Below are 18,705 nucleotides of genomic sequence, written 5' to 3' on the forward strand. Positions count from 1 at the left end.
TTTTTTTTTACGTAAAGTATCATAGCTGATGTTATTAACAAATTTTGATGTATATTTTATGATTTATCAACGTTAGAAACCACTATTATCGTTAGTTGCATATATCTAGATTAGTTGATTGTACTAAAAGTGCTTGATTAATAAAGAATAGACACTGTGTGCGCGATAAAAATGACTACACTATTATTCTAAAACGATAGTGGTTAATCTATTGCTCGTAAGTTATTTCATATGAACAGTATCATTTTTTAAGCGTGTATGTTGTCGTTTTTTAATTAATAACGACGTCATCCATGCAGTAATAGGGATACTCATGGCAACCGCTATTCCACCTAATAAAATAGATATGAACTCTTGTGCAAATATTTTCGAGTTAATGATATGTCCAAATGAATAGTTTAATTTAAAAAACCAGAAAAACAGTGTTAATTGACCTCCGAAAAAGGCGAGATATATGGTGTTAGCTGAAGTAGCTAAAATTTCTCTACCAACACGCATACCAGACTGAAATAGCTCATATTGACTGAGTTTCGGATTAACTTGATATAACTCATATATTGGAGAACTAATCGTAATTGCCAAATCAATCACTGCTGCAATGACAGCAAGAATAATAGTAAATACCATAAATTGCACCATATTAATACCAATGTTCATTGAGTAAATATAGGTTTCATCTTGTTGCTCCGTGGCAAAGCCTTGTAAATGTCCAAAGTATACTGCAAGGTAGATAACAGTAATTAATAAAGCTGTGGTAATAATAGTAGCGATGAAAGCTGCTTGTGTCTTGATATTATAACTATTTAATACAAATAAGTTGCAAGCAGCAATAACGATACAAAATATAAAAGTGACAATATATATAGGCATACCAAAAATAATGAAAATGATACTAATCACTAAAATGGCAAAGTTTAAAAATAAAGTTAAATATGATACTAACCCTTTTTTACCGCCAAAAATAATCATTAATATTAAGAGTAAGGCACCTAAAATGACGACTGCATTCATAGTCTAGCCCTCCTTAAAGTTTCTCCAAGTTCCATTAATACAATAGTGATTGGAATAGTTAAGACGATTCCAATACCACCCGTCAATGCTCGAACGATTTCTAAAGACCAATTCATTGAAATGGTATAAGTAAGGGTATTAGCATTTTTTAGGTAAATCAAAAACATAGGTAATGATCCTGATAAATATGAAAATAATAAAATATTAGTCATTGTACCCATGATGTCTTGCCCGATATGTCTACCTGCTAAAGCCCAACGTGTTTTTGAAATATTGGGGGTACGTTGTAAAATTTCGTGCATACCGCTTGCAATCGTGATGGCAACATCCATGATAGCACCAAGAGAACCTATTAGCACTGAAGCTAAAAAGATATCTTTAGGAGGTAAAGATAAAAAATTCATTGTTTCATATTTAATACCTTGACCACCAGTGAGCGCAATCACTAATTCAGTGAGCCCAATCGCTAACATTGTACCTGCAATTGTGCTGATAATTGTAATGACAGTACGTGCATGCCAACCAGTGACAAGCAATAAGGTGATAACTGTTGAACAAACCATTGCCATTGTCATTAACAAGAATAAATTCGTATTACTAAATGTGATATGTATATAAATAGCTGTTAGTACAGCAATTGTATTAATCATTAACGATAAGATAGATTGTAATCCTACTTTACGTCCTACTATTAAAACAGTTAATAAAAATAAACCTGTTATTGTTACAGTTAATGTATCTCGTTTCTTTTCAATAATATCGGCATCGGTCAATTTATCAGAAATATGCAGTAATACTTTATCTCCTTTATTAAAGGCTTCAGAATCTGCTTGAGATTTGACGTAATCATGTTCTATATTAGTTGTTTGTCCTTTAAAATGGCCATTTAATACGTTTAATGTCAATTTAGTTTTGTATTTAGTGTCATGATTATGTTGGTCATCTGTTGTTGATGTTGTTGACAGATGTTCCACTTGTGTTACTTTTCCTATAGGTTGATGATACAAAGAAGTGTTAAATAAAGTGAAAATAATGCTGCAAACGTAAATAATACAAAAAATGACAATAATAATATTAAAAGGCTTCGTAAAAAAATGTCGTTGTTGCAATAACAAAACCTCAATTCTTTCAGGTTCTCTATTTTTTAGAACTGATAAATAAAAAAATGAATAATTTAAAATAAAAATCATTTTAAAGCCGAGACTCCTGAGGTAGGGACCCAACACAGAGAAACTGTTTCACAGTTTCTACAGAAATGCAAGTTGGGGTAGGCTGAGACAGCACCCTAGGAAGGGACCCAACACAGAGAAACTATTTCACAGTTTCTACAGAAATGCAAGTTGGGCATAGCGAGGCTTGAAAAATTAATTTTGTATCAGTCCAATTTGTTAGAGAACCTTCTTTCAGTAATATGCTGATTATACGCCCTTGAACGCTGTAATTCAAAAATATTACTATAACTATTCAAATATGATAATTAATAAAAAGTTGATGTTTTAGTCATCAGTTGTTTAATTAAAGTTAATAAGATGCCTATATCACTTTTAACATAAGGTTCTTTGGTGATAGCGCAGATTGTTCTTTTTAATTCAGTATGTTCTAATGTAATATCCACCCAATCTTGAGAATTAGGCAATGAAATTTGTTTAGGACAAATGATATAGCCGTCTTTTTGTTTTAAGATATATTGAGCTAACTGTTTATTACTAATTGTGTAAATATCTGTTTTAGTAAATGATTGTAATTGCTTTTTTACTGATGGTGCAATTGAATATAACGTATACATGCGACTATTTTCGAACTGTATTAATGGCGGTTGAGTTGATAATGTGATTGGATCATCTGATGGTGCATATAAGTGAAAATGTTCTTCGAATAAAGGTAACACATATATGGATTTGTGTTTTTTAATATCATAGTTCAATTCAGTAAAACCTATATCAATATTGCCATTTAATACTTGATCAATAATAGTATTTTGTGTCATTAAATTGGGTATGATATGTGTATCATTTTGTAGATGAAACGATTGTATAAGAGGCAGTAACATCATTGATACATCACTCTCTTCATAGCCAATATAAATACTTTTATGTTTACTTAAACCGTGATTTTGAAACTGTTCTATTGTCGTATCTAGATGATCTAATATCGTTAATGCCTCATTAAATAATAATTTCCCTTCAGATGTCAGTGAGATATTTCGTCCTTGCTTTTGAAATAAAGGGACATTCAATTCTTGTTCGAGTAAAGTGATTTGTCTGCTAATGGCAGATTGTGCAATATTCAATTCTAATGCAGTTTCAGAAATATGTTCTCGCTTAGCTACTTCAACAAAATAGCGCAATTGTTTAATTTCCATAAATACCTCCATTACAATAGTATGTTTACACAATATTATACCAATCTCACCTTCGATTAATCTATTTTTTAGAACGATATCTTCTATTTTATATATTGAACAGATCAATTTTTTAGATTATAGTAATTATCATTAATAACTAATATCAGAATATTCTAAAAAAGGGGAGTGCGCATCATGCACAATGACAAGTTAATTAAAGGTTTATATGATTATCGTGAGGAACATGATGCCTGTGGTATTGGTTTTTATGCGAATATGGATAATAAAAGGTCTCATGACATTATTGATAAATCGCTTGAAATGTTACGACGCTTAGACCACAGGGGTGGGGTTGGAGCAGATGGAATGACTGGTGATGGTGCAGGAATTATGACTGAAATTCCGTTCGAATTTTTTGAACAACATATTACAGAATTTAAAATTCCTAGCGAAGGAAACTATGCAGTAGGATTATTTTTTGCTAAAGAACGCATTAAAGGTTCGATTCATGAGGCAATATTTCATCAATATTTTGAAAATGAAGGTCTTAAGATATTAGGATTTAGAGATGTACCTGTCAATAAAGCAGCTATTGCTGAACATGTAGCACAGACAATGCCTGTCATTCAACAAGTATTTATAGATATTAGCGATGTTACTGATGTAACAAAAAAATTATTTTTAGCTAGAAAACATTTAGAGTATTATACGACGACAAATGATTTAGAACTGTATTTTACAAGTTTGTCTCATAAAACGATTGTTTATAAAGGTTGGTTACGCTCAGACCAAATTAAAAAGTTATATCTGGATTTATCTAATGAGTTATATCAATCAAAGTTGGGATTAGTACATTCACGTTTTAGTACGAATACGTTTCCGAGTTGGAAAAGAGCGCATCCAAATAGATTGTTAATGCATAATGGGGAGATTAATACCATTAAAGGTAATGTCAATTGGATGAGGGCACGTCAGCATAAGTTAATTAATACTGTGTTTGGTAAAGATCAACATAAAATATTTAATATTGTTGATGAAGATGGTAGTGACTCTGCCATTGTTGATAATGCATTAGAATTTTTATCATTGTCTATGGAACCAGAAAAAGCAGCTATGCTCCTTATTCCAGAACCATGGCTATACAATAAGTCGAATGATGCCAATGTTCGTGCCTTTTATGAATTTTATAGTTATTTGATGGAACCGTGGGATGGTCCAACGATGATTTCATTTTGTAACGGAGACAAAATAGGTGCCTTAACAGATAGAAATGGTCTTAGACCTGGTCGATATACGATTACTAAAGATAACTTTATTGTCTTTTCATCAGAAGTAGGCGTTGTTGATGTTCCAGAAAGTAATGTGGCATTTAAAGGTCAACTGAACCCAGGAAAGTTATTATTAGTTGATTTTAATGAGCATAAAGTGATTGAAAATAATGACTTGAAGACACGTATAGCTAATGAATTACCTTATCAGACGTGGATTGAAAAGTATAAAAAGCAATTTGACTTTGAACATATACAATATCGCGCGTCAGACTGGTCAGATGAGACATTATTTAAATTACAACGTCAATTTGCATACACTAAAGAAGATATTAATAAGTATATGCAAGAATTAGTAGAATCTAAAAAGGATCCAATTGGGGCGATGGGGTATGATGCGCCAATTGCGGTATTAAATGATAAACCGGAATCGCTATTTAATTATTTTAAGCAATTATTTGCACAAGTGACAAACCCACCTATTGATGCGTATAGAGAAAAAATAGTAACTAGTGAATTGTCATACTTAGGTGGAGAAGGTAACTTGATTAATCCAGATGAGCATGTGCTAGATAGAATTCAGTTGAAACGCCCAGTATTGAACGAACATCATATTGAAAGTATTGATCAGCAAACATTTAATACGACTTATTTATCAACGTTATATGATGGTTCATTGGAAGAAGCTTTAAATCAATTAGGTGAATCCGCAATTCAAGCTGTGACTAAGGGTGCCCAAATATTAGTACTAGATGATAGCGGATTAGTAGATGAAAAAGCTTATGCCATGCCTATGTTATTAGCCATTAGTCATATTCATCAACTACTCATTAAAGAAAATTTACGTATGGATACCAGCTTAGTTGCTAAATCTGGTGAAACTAGAGAAGTACATCATGTTGCTTGCTTATTAGGATACGGCGCTAATGCTGTTGTTCCATACTTAGCTCAACGTACAATTGAACATATGACGTTGACAGAACGATTGCCTGGCGATGTTATTGCTAATGTTAAGACATATACTGATGTGTTGTCTGAAGGTGTTATTAAAGTTATGGCGAAAATGGGTATTTCTACAGTACAAAGTTATCAAGGAGCACAAATATTTGAAGCCATTGGTTTATCAGATGATGTGATTAATCGCTATTTTACAGGCACGCAATCTAAATTATCTGGTTTATCTATCGAACAAATCGATACAGAAAATAAAGCTCGACAACAAAGTGGTAAAGACTTTTTAGAATCAGGAAGTACTTTCCAATGGCGTCAACAAGGGCAACATCATGCTTTTAATCCACAAACTATATTTTTATTACAACATGCATGTAGAGACAATGATTATGCTAAGTTTAAAGATTATTCACAAGCTGTAAATCATAGTCGTAAAGATCATATTAGACATTTATTAGAATTTAAACCGTGTCGCCCTATCGATATTGATCAAGTAGAACCAGTTAGTGACATTGTTAAAAGGTTTAACACGGGGGCGATGAGTTATGGTTCTATCTCTGCAGAAGCACATGAAACATTAGCACAAGCTATGAATAAACTTGGTGGTAAAAGTAATAGTGGTGAGGGCGGAGAAGATCCTAAACGTTATGATGTTCAAGTAGATGGTAGTAATAAAGTGAGTGCGATTAAACAAGTGGCATCAGGTCGTTTTGGTGTGACAAGTGATTACTTACAACACGCCAAAGAAATTCAAATTAAAGTAGCTCAAGGTGCTAAGCCAGGGGAAGGTGGTCAATTGCCTGGTACTAAAGTTTATCCGTGGATTGCTAAAACGAGAGGATCAACACCAGGTATTGGTTTGATATCGCCACCGCCTCATCATGATATTTATTCCATTGAAGATTTAGCACAATTAATTCACGATTTGAAAAATGCTAATAAAGACGCTGATATTGCCGTGAAACTAGTATCTAAAACTGGTGTCGGTACAATTGCGTCAGGTGTAGCAAAAGCCTTTGCTGATAAAATTGTTATCAGTGGCTATGATGGTGGAACAGGAGCATCACCAAAAACGAGCATTCAACATGCAGGTGTGCCATGGGAAATCGGATTAGCTGAAACACATCAAACATTAAAACTTAATGATTTAAGAAGTCGCGTTAAGTTAGAAACAGACGGTAAATTATTAACCGGTAAAGATGTAGCGTACGCTTGTGCGCTTGGAGCGGAAGAATTTGGTTTTGCAACGGCACCACTTGTAGTTTTAGGCTGCATTATGATGCGTGTCTGCCACAAAGATACATGTCCAGTTGGAGTTGCAACACAAAATAAAGATTTACGTGCTTTATTTAGAGGTAAGGCACATCACGTAGTTAATTTTATGCATTTTATAGCACAAGAATTAAGAGAAATATTAGCTTCTTTAGGATTAAGAAGTGTTGAGGAACTAGTCGGACGTACGGATTTATTACAAAGATCAACGACAATTGATCCGCATAGTAAGGCAGCTTCATTACGAGTTGAAAGACTCATTGAAAATTTTGAAGGTATAAATACTAAAGTAATTAAGCAAGATCATCATTTAGATATAGGTTTTGATTTAACTCAATTATATGAAACAACCAAACCATATATAGCAGCAGGACAACGTTATACTGGAACTTTTACTGTTAATAATGAACAAAGAGATGTTGGTGTTATTACTGGTAGTGAAATTACTAAACGTTATGGTGAACAAGGCTTACCTGAAAATACCATCAATATTTATACGAATGGGCATGCAGGACAAAGTTTGGCAGCATATGCACCGAAAGGTTTAACAGTACATCATACAGGAGATGCTAACGATTATGTCGGTAAAGGGTTGTCAGGTGGAACAGTCATCGTTAAAGCACCGTTTGAAGAAAGACAAAATGAAATTATTGCAGGTAATGTATCATTTTATGGAGCTTCAGGTGGTAAAGCCTTTATTAATGGTAAAGCTGGAGAAAGATTCTGTATTAGAAATAGTGGGGCAGATGTAGTAGTTGAAGGTATAGGGGATCATGGACTTGAATACATGACTGGTGGTCACGTCTTAATATTAGGAGATGTTGGTAAAAACTTCGGTCAAGGTATGAGTGGTGGCGTAGCTTACATTATACCTTCAGATATAAAAACTTTTATAAAAGATAATCAATTAGATACGCTATTAATGACTACAATTAAATATAATGAAGAGAAATTATTGATTAAAGGTATGTTAGAAGAACATATTGCGCAAACGAATAGTACTAAAGCAATTGATATAGTGAAAAAATTCAATCACATTGAGCGTTATGTTGTTAAAGTAATACCTAAAGATTATCAATTAATGATGCAAAAGATTGCATTACACAAGTCATTAAATAGTAATGAAGATGAAGCAACTTTAGCAGCATTTTATGATGATAGTAAAGTAATTAATCACACACAACGACCAGCGATTGTGTATTAAAGAATGGGGGTTAATCATATGGGTGAATTTAAAGGGTTTATGAAGTATAACAAACAGTACTTATCAGAATTATCTCTTGTCGATCGTTTGACACATCATCAAGCTTATCAACAACGATTTACAAAAGATGATGCCTCTATTCAAGGTGCACGTTGCATGGATTGTGGTACACCATTTTGCCAAACTGGACAATTATTCGGACGTGAGACGATTGGTTGTCCGATCGGTAATTATATTCCTGAATGGAATGATTTAGTATATCGACAAGATTTTAAACAAGCTTATGAACGTTTAAGTGAGACTAATAATTTTCCTGATTTTACAGGACGTGTATGTCCGGCACCTTGTGAAAATGCTTGTGTAATGAAGATTAATCGTGAGTCGGTAGCGATTAAAGGGATAGAACGTACAATCATCGATGAAGCCTTCCTTAACAATTGGGTCAAACCGAAAAATCCTAAGGCTCGTCGTAATGAAAAAGTTGCTATAGTTGGTAGTGGACCCGCGGGTTTGACCGCAGCTGAAGAATTGAATTATTTAGGATATCGAGTTACCGTTTATGAACGTGCAAGAGAAGCGGGAGGGCTACTTATGTATGGTATTCCTAATATGAAATTAGATAAAGAAGTTGTCCGTCGTCGCATTCGTTTGATGGAAGAAGCGGGTATCATCTTCGAAACTGGTGTAGAAATTGGGGTAGATATTGATAAAGATCAGCTTGAGCAACAATATGATGCCATTATTTTATGTACTGGTGCACAAAAAGGAAGAGATTTACCGTTAGAAGGACGTATGGGAGCGGGTATTCATTTTGCGATGGATTACTTAACAGAACAAACTCAATTGTTAAATGGAGAAATCACAGATATTACTATTACAGCTAAAGATAAAAATGTAATTATCATTGGTGCAGGTGATACTGGAGCTGATTGTGTTGCTACAGCATTAAGAGAAAATTGTAAATCCATTGTTCAATTTAATAAGTATACTAAGTTACCAGAGGCAATTACGTTTAAAGAAAATAATTCATGGCCATTAGCGATGCCGGTATTCAAAATGGATTATGCACATCAAGAATATCAAGCTAAATTTGGTAAGGAACCAAGAGCTTATGGTGTTCAAACGATGCGTTATGACATCGATAATACAGGTCATATAAGAGGACTTTACACTCAAATATTACAACAAAGTGATCAAGGTATGGTTATGGCAGAAGGACCAGAGAAATTTTGGCCAGCTGATCTAGTATTGTTATCGATTGGTTTTGAAGGAACAGAAACAATGGTACCGCGTGCATTTAATATCAAAACGCAACACAATAAAATTGTAGCGAATGATACAGACTATCAAACAAATAATGACAAAATTTTTGCTGCAGGAGACGCAAGAAGAGGACAAAGTCTTGTTGTATGGGCTATTAAAGAGGGACGTGGTGTAGCTAAAGCTGTAAATCAATACTTATCGACTAAAGTGTTAGTTTAACCTTTGTATAACTACAGTAAAGTTTTTTGAATTAGTGGTCGATGGTGAACTAGATGATGACATATTGATGTAGTGTATGAATCATTTAACGTCATTTGTTAATTTTTAATTTCATTAAGTAAAGAATAGATTGAAAATTATATTGACATTTAAATAACGCTAATATATGATATTATTTGTGTTCAGGAGGAATACCCAAGTCCGGCTGAAGGGATCGGTCTTGAAAACCGACAGGGGCTTAACGGCTCGCGGGGGTTCGAATCCCTCTTCCTCCGCCATTAATTTTGAATATATGATATTTTATATAATGAAGGTAAGTGCTCAATACGTTGAGTATTTACCTTTTTTATTTTGTAATTTTTGATGATGTTTGACTAGCAATGATTAGGAGTTTAAGCATTTGTTAATGGTGTTTTAGTGATCATTAAACAAAAGAGGATATACATTTTTCAGATTACAATTTTTAAATTGATAATAATATCGGATTTTTTATTTTATTCTATATCCAGACAAGGTTGCCAAGTTGTTGAGATAGTTATTCTCATTGACTTAAAGCATTATTTAAATAACTATGTGGAATATGACAATTTGTCACAATATCAAAATAAGATATAAAAAATATCTTGAAAGCCTTTACATAACTTGTCTAGACAAGTTATACTTTCACTAAGACATTAAGGGAGTGAAGGATATGGCTGTAAAAAGACAAGATGTAAAAGCCATTGTTGATGCTATTGGAGGCCAAGAGAACCTTGAAACAGCAACGCATTGTGTAACACGGCTACGTTTAGTTTTGAAAGATGATAGTAAAGTAGATAAAGAGGCTTTGAGTGATAATCCATTAGTAAAAGGACAGTTTAAAGCTGATCATCAATATCAAATTGTTATTGGACCTGGTACGGTTGATGAAGTATATAAACAATTTGTGGAAGAAACTGGCACGTCTGAGGCATCGAAAGATGATGCTAAAGCTGCAGCTGCACAAAAAGGTAATCCGCTCCAAAGGTTAATTAAATTGTTGGGTGATATTTTTATACCGATATTACCTGCAATTGTAACTGCAGGTTTGTTAATGGGTATTAACAATATCTTAACTATGAAAGGCTTATTTGGTCCAAAAGAACTCATTGTGATGTACCCGCAAATTGCAGATATTTCAAATATTATTAATGTAATTGCTAGTACAGCATTTATCTTCTTACCAGCTTTAATTGGTTGGAGTAGTATGAGAGTATTCGGTGGAAGTCCTATACTAGGTTTAGTCTTAGGCTTGATTTTAATGCATCCTCAATTAGTCTCACAATATGATATTGGTAAAGGCCATATACCAACTTGGAATTTATTTGGTTTAGAAATTAAACAGTTGAATTATCAAGGTCAAGTATTGCCAGTACTAATCGCGGCTTATGTATTAGCTCAATTAGAAAAAGCATTGAATAAAGTCGTTCATGATTCTATTAAAATGTTAGTGGTTGGTCCGGTTGCACTACTAGTAACAGGATTCTTATCATTTATCGTTATTGGACCAATTGCTTTAATCATTGGTACAGGTATTACAGCAGGGGTTACTTTTGTATTCCAACATGCAGGTTGGTTAGGTGGTGCGCTTTATGGTTTATTATATGCACCGCTTGTTATTACAGGCTTACATCATATGTTTTTAGCTGTAGACTTCCAACTTATGGGAAGTAGTTTAGGTGGAACATATTTATGGCCAATCGTGGCGATTTCTAATATTTGCCAAGGATCAGCGGCATTTGGAGCTTGGTATGTCTACAAGCGCCGTAAAATGGTTAAAGAAGAAGGATTAGCGTTAACTTCTGGTATTTCTGGTATGTTAGGTGTTACTGAACCAGCTATGTTTGGTGTTAACTTACCTCTTAAATATCCATTCGTTGCAGCTATTTCAACTTCTTGTGTCTTAGGTGCGATTATTGGTATGAATAAAGTTCTTGGAAGTGTAGGTGTTGGAGGGGTACCAGCATTTATTTCAATCCAAAAAGAATATTGGTTAGTATATATTGTAGTAACAATTATTGCTATGATAGTGCCATGTATTTTAACGATTATCTTATCTAATTTTAGTAAACAACAAGCGAAAGAAATCGTTGAAGATTAACACAATTAAATAACTTAAGGGGGCGTTCATATACTATGCGGGCGTCCCTTATTTTATAACTATATATTAAGAAAAGGTGGTATTATCGTGTTGAAAAATCAAGATTGGAGAAAATCAGTCGTATATCAAATTTATCCGAAGTCATTTAATGATACGACTGGAAGTGGTATAGGGGATATTAAAGGTATTATTGAAAAATTAGATTATATAACTTTCCTTGGTGTTGACTATATATGGTTGACGCCTGTATATGAATCTCCAATGAATGATAATGGTTATGATATTAGTAATTATTTAAACATAAATGAAGATTTTGGAACGTTGGAAGACTTTGAGTTACTAGTAACTGAAGCGCACAAAAGAGATTTAAAAGTCATGTTAGATATTGTTATTAACCATACATCTACTGAACACCATTGGTTTAAAGAGGCCAAAAAAGCGAAAGATAATCCATATAGAGATTTTTATTTTTTCCGTAAATCTCAAGATGGTCCACCAACTAACTGGGAATCAAAATTTGGGGGTAATGCATGGCAATATGATCCCGTTACGGATGAATATTATTTACATCTTTTTGATGTCACTCAAGCTGATTTAAATTGGGAAAATAAAGAAGTTAGACAAGCGTTGTATAATATTGTCAATCATTGGATAGACTTTGGTGTAGATGGTTTTCGTTTTGATGTTATTAATTTAATTTCTAAAGGAGAATTTAAAGATTCATCTAAAATAGGTAAAGAATTTTATACTGACGGTCCTAGAGTCCATGAGTTTCTACACGAACTAAATCGTCAGACATTTGGCGATACTGATATGATGACGGTTGGTGAAATGTCAGCTACAACAATTGATAATTGTATTAAATATACCAATCCAGAGCGTCAAGAATTAAATAGCGTATTTAACTTCCATCATTTAAAAGTCGACTACGTCAATGGTGAAAAATGGAGTAATGCCAAATTAGATTTTCATAAACTAAAAACTATTTTGATGGATTGGCAAACTGGAATTTATCAAGGTGGCGGATGGAATGCGATATTCTGGTGTAATCATGATCAACCTAGAGTTGTATCAAGGTTTGGCAATGATACAACAGAAGAATTGAGACAGCAAAGTGCTAAAATGCTGGCAATAACGCTACATATGCTGCAAGGGACACCTTACATTTATCAAGGTGAAGAAATTGGTATGACGAATCCTCATTTTACATCTATTGACCAATATAGAGATGTTGAATCTTTAAATGCATATCAAAATATGAAACAACAAGGATATGACGAGGATGACATCATGGACATTCTCGGACAAAAATCACGTGATAATTCACGTACACCAATGCAATGGTCTAAAGAGAACAATGCTGGCTTTACAGAAGGTAAACCTTGGATTGACGTTGCGCGTAATTATCTTTCGATTAATGTTGAACAAGCTATAGAAGATAAAAATTCAATTTTATATACGTATAAAAAGTTAATTGACTTACGACATCAACATGACATTATTACTTATGGAAATATCATTCCACGCCATATGAAGCATAATGATTTATTTATATATGATCGTACTTTTGACAATCGTTGTTGGACTGTAATCGCTAACTTTTCAGCACAAAATGTCATAATTCCAGAAGATGTGGACTTAAACGGGAATATAATTATCCAGGAAGGTATAATAGAAGGGAATTCGATTAGTGGTTACGGTGCAATTGTCATCGAAACAATATCGGAAAATAAATAAAATGGAAGTTTGTATATAATGAAACAAAAGAAATTCATTAAAATTTATGAAACGTTAAAAGCAGATATTATTAATGGGAAATATAGTTATGGTAGTTCAATTCCCTCTGAAAATGATCTTTTGCAAACTTACGAATCATCAAGGGAAACTGTGCGTAAAGCGCTTGACCTACTCGTCTTGGATGGTATGATCCAAAAAATTCACGGTAAAGGTTCTTTAGTGATTTATCAAGGTAGGACAGAATTTCCATTTTCTGAGTTAGTTAGTTTTAAAGAAATGCAAACGGAGTTAAGTATAACGTATACAACAGATATTATAGTCAATGAAGTTATCAAAGCTTATGAAGTGCCAGAAGTTCAACGTAAACTAGCTATATCAGATAATGAAACACTTATTCATATTATTCGAACTCGAAAAATTAATGATCATGTTAAAATCGTCGATGAAGATTATTTTCTACAGAGTATTGTTAAAGCAATTGGAAATGATGTTGCAGAAGATTCTATATATCACTATTTAGAACATGACTTACATTTAGCGATTAGTTATTCTAATAAATCTATTACTTTTGAACCATTTTTAGAGCAAGAATATAAATTGTTTGGTCAAATTGAACCGGCATATTGTGCTACAGTGAGAAGTATTGTTTATTTGGAAGACACCACTCAATTTCAATATAATATTTCTAAACATATAGCAACTGACTATAAATTTAATGAATTTTCTAGAAGGCGTACTAAATAATATTGTATGTTAAAGAAGTTAATGGTCTAAAGTTTTTATACTTGCAATTCGCTATATAAATATAGTAAGATATATTTTGCCGTGCTAGGTGGGGAGGTAGCGGTTCCCTGTACTCGAAATCCGCTTTATGCGAGACTTAATTCCTTTATTGAGGGCGTATTTTTGTGAAGTCTGCCCGGAGCACGTAGTGTTTGAAGATTTCGGTCCTATGCAATATGAACCCATGAACCATGTCAGGTCCTGACGGAAGCAGCATTAAGTGGATCATCATATGTGCCGTAGGGTTGCCGAGATTTAGCTAACGACTTCGGTAACGTTTGTGAATTACGTTCGATTTAAAGGTGCACGGTTTTAATTTTTAATTTAACATTTAAATAAAGTATGATAACAACATATAATGAAAGCTACTCTCTTTAATAGTTAACAAGGATTTTGTATACTTGATTGCTATTATGTTGATGAGTAGCTTTTTATATTTGCAGTAGTAATATGTGCGTGGATGCTTGTGCGGTCAGAATGAGTAATATTAATTGTATGGTGAAAGAGAATTTGAATAGTCTTATAGCAATAAAATATCCTGAGGTAATGTATTCATTATAAGTTAAAAGTGTTGAACAAATAATAGTAGTGTAGTTGCATTGAATATAATACAATTATCATACGATATTAAAAGTCATAAATTAATGAATAATAGAAAAGTAATTTTCGGAGGAAATATGCAAATATATTTAAGTACACTAACTGAACTTGACTATGATAATTCGCTAGATAATATTGAAGAAAGTTTTAATGAAACGCCAGAAACGAGTTGGCAGGCAAGGAAAAAGGTTAAATATTTAAGAAAATCTCCTTTATATAATTTTGAATTGGAAGTTATTGCTAAGAATGACAACAATGAAGTCGTCGGTCACGTATTATTAATTGAAGTAGAAATTGTTAGTGAAGTACAAACTTATTATGCACTAGCAGTCGCGTCGTTATCAGTAAAACCTGATTTGCGTGGTCAAGGATTGGGCAGTAGTTTAATGAGTGCAGTTGAAGAGCGAGCTAAATCACAAGAGTATAGTACAATTATTGTAAGGGATAACTTAGAATACTTCTCAAGGTTAGGTTATGATAATGCGCAAGCCTACGACATTCAATCAGAAGACCATGATAATATATTAGTTAAATTTTTATGGGATCATTTAGATAATCCGCCTCATGGTGTTATTAAAATTCCTCAACAGTTAGTTTAAGGTAAGTAAGTTATAACGTGATATAATAAGAAGTAATTGTTTATGGAGGTGCTAACTTGAACTATCAAGCTTTATACCGCATGTATAGACCACAAAGTTTTGATGATGTCGTTGGTCAAGAACATGTTACAAAAACATTGAAAAATGCTATATCAAAAAACAAGCAATCACATGCCTATATTTTTAGTGGACCGAGAGGAACTGGGAAAACAAGTATAGCGAAAGTTTTTGCTAAAGCGATAAATTGTTTGAATAGCACTGATGGGGAACCTTGTAATGAATGTGCGATTTGTACAGGTATCACTCAGGGAACTAACTCAGATGTTATTGAAATTGATGCTGCAAGTAACAATGGTGTAGATGAAATTAGAAATATTAGAGATAAAGTTAAATATGCTCCGAGTGAATCAAAATATAAAGTGTATATTATTGATGAAGTTCATATGTTAACAACAGGTGCATTTAATGCCTTACTAAAAACGTTAGAAGAACCACCAGCTCATGCTATCTTTATCTTGGCAACTACCGAACCACATAAAATACCTCCAACTATTATTTCTAGGGCGCAACGTTTTGATTTTAAAGCGATTAGTATAAGCCAAATTGTAGAAAGATTGCAATATGTCGCTGATGCACAACATCTAGATTATGAAGATCATGCATTAGAGTTTATTGCTAAAGCTTCAGAAGGTGGCATGAGAGATGCTTTAAGTATTATGGATCAGGCAATTGCATTTGGAGATGGTCAGTTAACGCTACAAGACGCTTTAAATGTAACTGGTAGTGTTCATGACGAAGCATTAAATCAATTATTTGAAGAAATAGTTAAAGGGGATGTTCAAGCAGCATTCCAAAGATATCATCATTTTATCGCTGAAGGAAAAGAAGTGAATAGACTTATTAATGATATGATCTATTTTGTTAGAGATACAATTATGAATAAGACAGCTGACAAAGAAAATGATTATGACGCATTAATGACTTTAGATTTAAATATGCTTTATCAAATGATAGATATTATTAATGATACGCTGGTATCAATTAGATTTAGTGTAAATCAAAATGTTCATTTTGAAGTATTGCTAGTTAAGCTTGCAGAACTTATAAAAAAACAAGTACCAGTAGTTGGTGTTGAGTCTAATGATGTGACACATATTGTCCAACAACCGAATAGTGATGTGTTGTTGCAAAGAATGGAACAACTAGAACAAGAGCTTAAAGCTTTAAAAGCACAAGGAACAAGTGCAACTAGTATTAATAAGACAAACAAAAAGCCGACAAGGTCATTGCAAAAGAATAAAAATGCTTTTTCAATGCAACAAATTGCTAAAGTGTTAGATAGAGCAAATAAAGAAGACATTAAATTACTGAAAAATCGTTGGCAAGATGTTGTTGATCATGCTAAAAATAATGATAAGAAATCATTAGTTAGCTTATTACAAAATTCAGAACCAGTTGCAGCAAGTGAAGACCATGTCCTAGTGAAATTTGAAGAGGAAATTCACTGTGAAATTGTGAATAAGGACGATGAAAAACGCAGTAATATAGAGAGCGTTGTTTGTAATATTGTAAATAAAAATGTCAAAGTGGTTGGTGTGCCTTCAGATCAATGGTTAAGGGTGCGTTCAGAATATATACAATCTCGTAAACAAGATCATAGCGATGATAATAGTAATGATAGTAGTGAACAACAACAAGATGTTGCACAAAAAGCAAAAGATTTATTTGGTGAAGAAACTGTAAATATAATAGATGAAGAGTGATACATGACAAGCGATATAATCGTATGTATAATGTAATAAACATCATATTTTTATTAAAACTGTATGAATTTCAAGGAGGAAATAATATATGCGCGGTGGCGGAAATATGCAACAAATGATGAAACAAATGCAAAAAATGCAAAAGAAAATGGCTCAAGAACAAGAAAAGCTTAAAGAAGAGCGTATTGTAGGTACAGCTGGTGGTGGCATGGTTGCAGTTACAGTAACTGGACACAAAGAAGTTGTAGATGTTGAGATTAAAGAAGAAGCAGTAGATCCTGAAGATGTTGAAATGCTACAAGATTTAGTATTAGCAGCTACTAATGAAGCAATGAATAAAGCTGATGAACTTACTCAAGAACGCTTAGGTAAGCATACTCAAGGCTTAAATATTCCTGGAATGTGATCGTAGATGCAATATCCAGAACCTATATCAAAACTTATTGATAGTTTTATGAAATTGCCAGGCATTGGTCCAAAAACAGCCCAACGTCTGGCTTTTCATACTTTAGATATGAAAGAAGACGACGTTGTACAATTCGCTAAAGCATTAGTAGATGTAAAAAGAGAACTAACATATTGTAGTGTATGTGGACACATTACCGAGAACGATCCATGCTATATCTGTGAAGACAAGCAAAGAGATCGCTCAGTTATTTGTGTTGTTGAAGATGATAAAGATGTTATAGCTATGGAAAAAATGAGAGAATATAAAGGCTTGTACCATGTTCTACATGGTTCGATTTCACCTATGGACGGTATTGGCCCAGAAGATATAAATATTCCTTCATTAATAGAACGCTTGAAAAATGATGAAGTAAATGAACTAATCCTAGCGATGAATCCTAATTTAGAGGGAGAATCTACTGCAATGTATATTTCGAGATTAGTTAAACCTATAGGTATTAAAGTAACAAGATTAGCACAAGGGCTATCTGTTGGTGGAGACTTGGAATATGCAGATGAAGTAACTTTATCAAAAGCGATAGCAGGAAGAACTGAAATGTAGAAAGTAAAAAGTTGTTGTTTCTATTTTAAGTATAGAAATGACAACTTTTTTATTGATATACAGCGGTATAAAATAATGAATAAGATTAACGAACACTGTTTGTATTATGGATTAGTAGTAACTGTAAGAATATTTATAGAAAAAACGACAAAAAGTTTAAAAGTATTAAAGTTCCTATTTATAGTGGTATAGGTAGTTTTTATATTAATATTAGTGGTGATTTTCAACATAAAACATACTATGAAATTATATCTGTTTTATAAGTTCGGTTTTTATCGATAGGAGTATTTTTAGCAATGTTAAAAGTGTAAATTTTACTGTTGTTAAGTATGCTAGAAGCCTGTATAGTATGTATTTGTTGAGGCAAACAAAAGCACAACAAAATGATTTGAATAAAACCGAAATTAATTTTTAAAAAGTTATTGACTTAAAGGTTAATAACATTTATAATTAATTCTTGTGTTAAGAAATGAACATTGAAAACTGAATGACAATATGTCAACGTTAATTCCAAAAACGTAACATTAAGTTACAAACATTATTTAGTATTATGAGCTAATCAA

At 33.0% G+C, this 18,705-nt stretch carries 12 protein-coding genes, 1 tRNA gene and 1 other RNA gene; 11 read left to right on the forward strand and 3 right to left on the reverse strand.

The window, feature by feature from the left end:
* Window positions 1-222 precede the first annotated feature (222 nt).
* From CD113_RS09355 to gltC, 3 genes are all read right to left on the reverse strand, one after another.
* The gene (locus tag CD113_RS09355; RefSeq protein ID WP_002464350.1) at window positions 223-1,011 is read right to left on the reverse strand and encodes a YibE/F family protein; all 789 of its coding nucleotides are present in this window, start codon (window positions 1,009-1,011) and stop codon (window positions 223-225) included.
* On the reverse strand, window positions 1,008-2,126 hold the full coding sequence (locus CD113_RS09360; protein ID WP_088177493.1) for a YibE/F family protein: 1,119 nt from the start codon (window positions 2,124-2,126) through the stop codon (window positions 1,008-1,010). The genes CD113_RS09355 and CD113_RS09360 overlap by 4 nt, the downstream gene beginning before the upstream one ends.
* A 362-nt stretch (window positions 2,127-2,488) precedes the next feature.
* Complete coding sequence (gltC, locus tag CD113_RS09365; RefSeq protein WP_002464890.1) at window positions 2,489-3,373, reverse strand: glutamate biosynthesis transcriptional regulator GltC; 885 nt, start codon at window positions 3,371-3,373, stop codon at window positions 2,489-2,491.
* A gap of 177 nt (window positions 3,374-3,550) precedes the next feature.
* On the opposite strand from gltC, the gene gltB reads away from it, so the two are divergent.
* The 11 genes from gltB (at window position 3,551) to recR (ending at window position 18,142) form a co-directional block, all read left to right on the forward strand.
* Window positions 3,551-8,050 (forward strand): glutamate synthase large subunit, encoded by a 4,500-nt coding sequence (gene gltB, locus CD113_RS09370; protein WP_002464891.1) that lies wholly within the window; start codon window positions 3,551-3,553, stop codon window positions 8,048-8,050.
* Window positions 8,051-8,068: 18 nt separating this feature from the next.
* Window positions 8,069-9,532, forward strand: coding sequence for a glutamate synthase subunit beta (locus tag CD113_RS09375; protein ID WP_002464892.1), 1,464 nt, complete (start codon window positions 8,069-8,071; stop codon window positions 9,530-9,532).
* Window positions 9,533-9,717: 185 nt separating this feature from the next.
* A tRNA-Ser gene (locus CD113_RS09380) sits at window positions 9,718-9,810 on the forward strand.
* Window positions 9,811-10,223: 413 nt separating this feature from the next.
* Window positions 10,224-11,651, forward strand: coding sequence for a PTS system trehalose-specific EIIBC component (gene treP, locus CD113_RS09385; RefSeq protein ID WP_002464893.1), 1,428 nt, complete (start codon window positions 10,224-10,226; stop codon window positions 11,649-11,651).
* Window positions 11,652-11,738: 87 nt separating this feature from the next.
* Complete coding sequence (gene treC / locus CD113_RS09390; RefSeq protein WP_002464894.1) at window positions 11,739-13,388, forward strand: alpha,alpha-phosphotrehalase; 1,650 nt, start codon at window positions 11,739-11,741, stop codon at window positions 13,386-13,388.
* Between the two features lie 15 nt (window positions 13,389-13,403).
* Window positions 13,404-14,132: a trehalose operon repressor gene (gene treR, locus CD113_RS09395; protein WP_040802315.1), complete on the forward strand. Its 729-nt coding sequence runs from the start codon at window positions 13,404-13,406 to the stop codon at window positions 14,130-14,132.
* Between the two features lie 79 nt (window positions 14,133-14,211).
* Window positions 14,212-14,481: signal recognition particle sRNA large type (gene ffs / locus CD113_RS09400), an RNA gene on the forward strand.
* Window positions 14,482-14,848: 367 nt separating this feature from the next.
* The gene (locus tag CD113_RS09405) at window positions 14,849-15,370 is read left to right on the forward strand and encodes a GNAT family N-acetyltransferase (protein WP_002464896.1); all 522 of its coding nucleotides are present in this window, start codon (window positions 14,849-14,851) and stop codon (window positions 15,368-15,370) included.
* A gap of 56 nt (window positions 15,371-15,426) precedes the next feature.
* Complete coding sequence (dnaX, locus tag CD113_RS09410) at window positions 15,427-17,133, forward strand: DNA polymerase III subunit gamma/tau (RefSeq protein WP_002464897.1); 1,707 nt, start codon at window positions 15,427-15,429, stop codon at window positions 17,131-17,133.
* A gap of 88 nt (window positions 17,134-17,221) precedes the next feature.
* A complete protein-coding gene (locus tag CD113_RS09415) occupies window positions 17,222-17,539 on the forward strand; it encodes a YbaB/EbfC family nucleoid-associated protein (protein ID WP_002464898.1) in 318 nt (105 codons plus the stop codon).
* Window positions 17,540-17,545: 6 nt separating this feature from the next.
* Window positions 17,546-18,142 carry a recombination mediator RecR gene (gene recR / locus CD113_RS09420; RefSeq protein WP_002464899.1) on the forward strand — a complete coding sequence of 199 codons (597 nt, stop codon included), beginning with the start codon at window positions 17,546-17,548 and terminating at the stop codon, window positions 18,140-18,142.
* Window positions 18,143-18,705: the final 563 nt, after the last annotated feature.

It is taken from the genome of Staphylococcus simiae, assembly GCF_002902085.1.
Taxonomy (GTDB): domain Bacteria; phylum Bacillota; class Bacilli; order Staphylococcales; family Staphylococcaceae; genus Staphylococcus; species Staphylococcus simiae.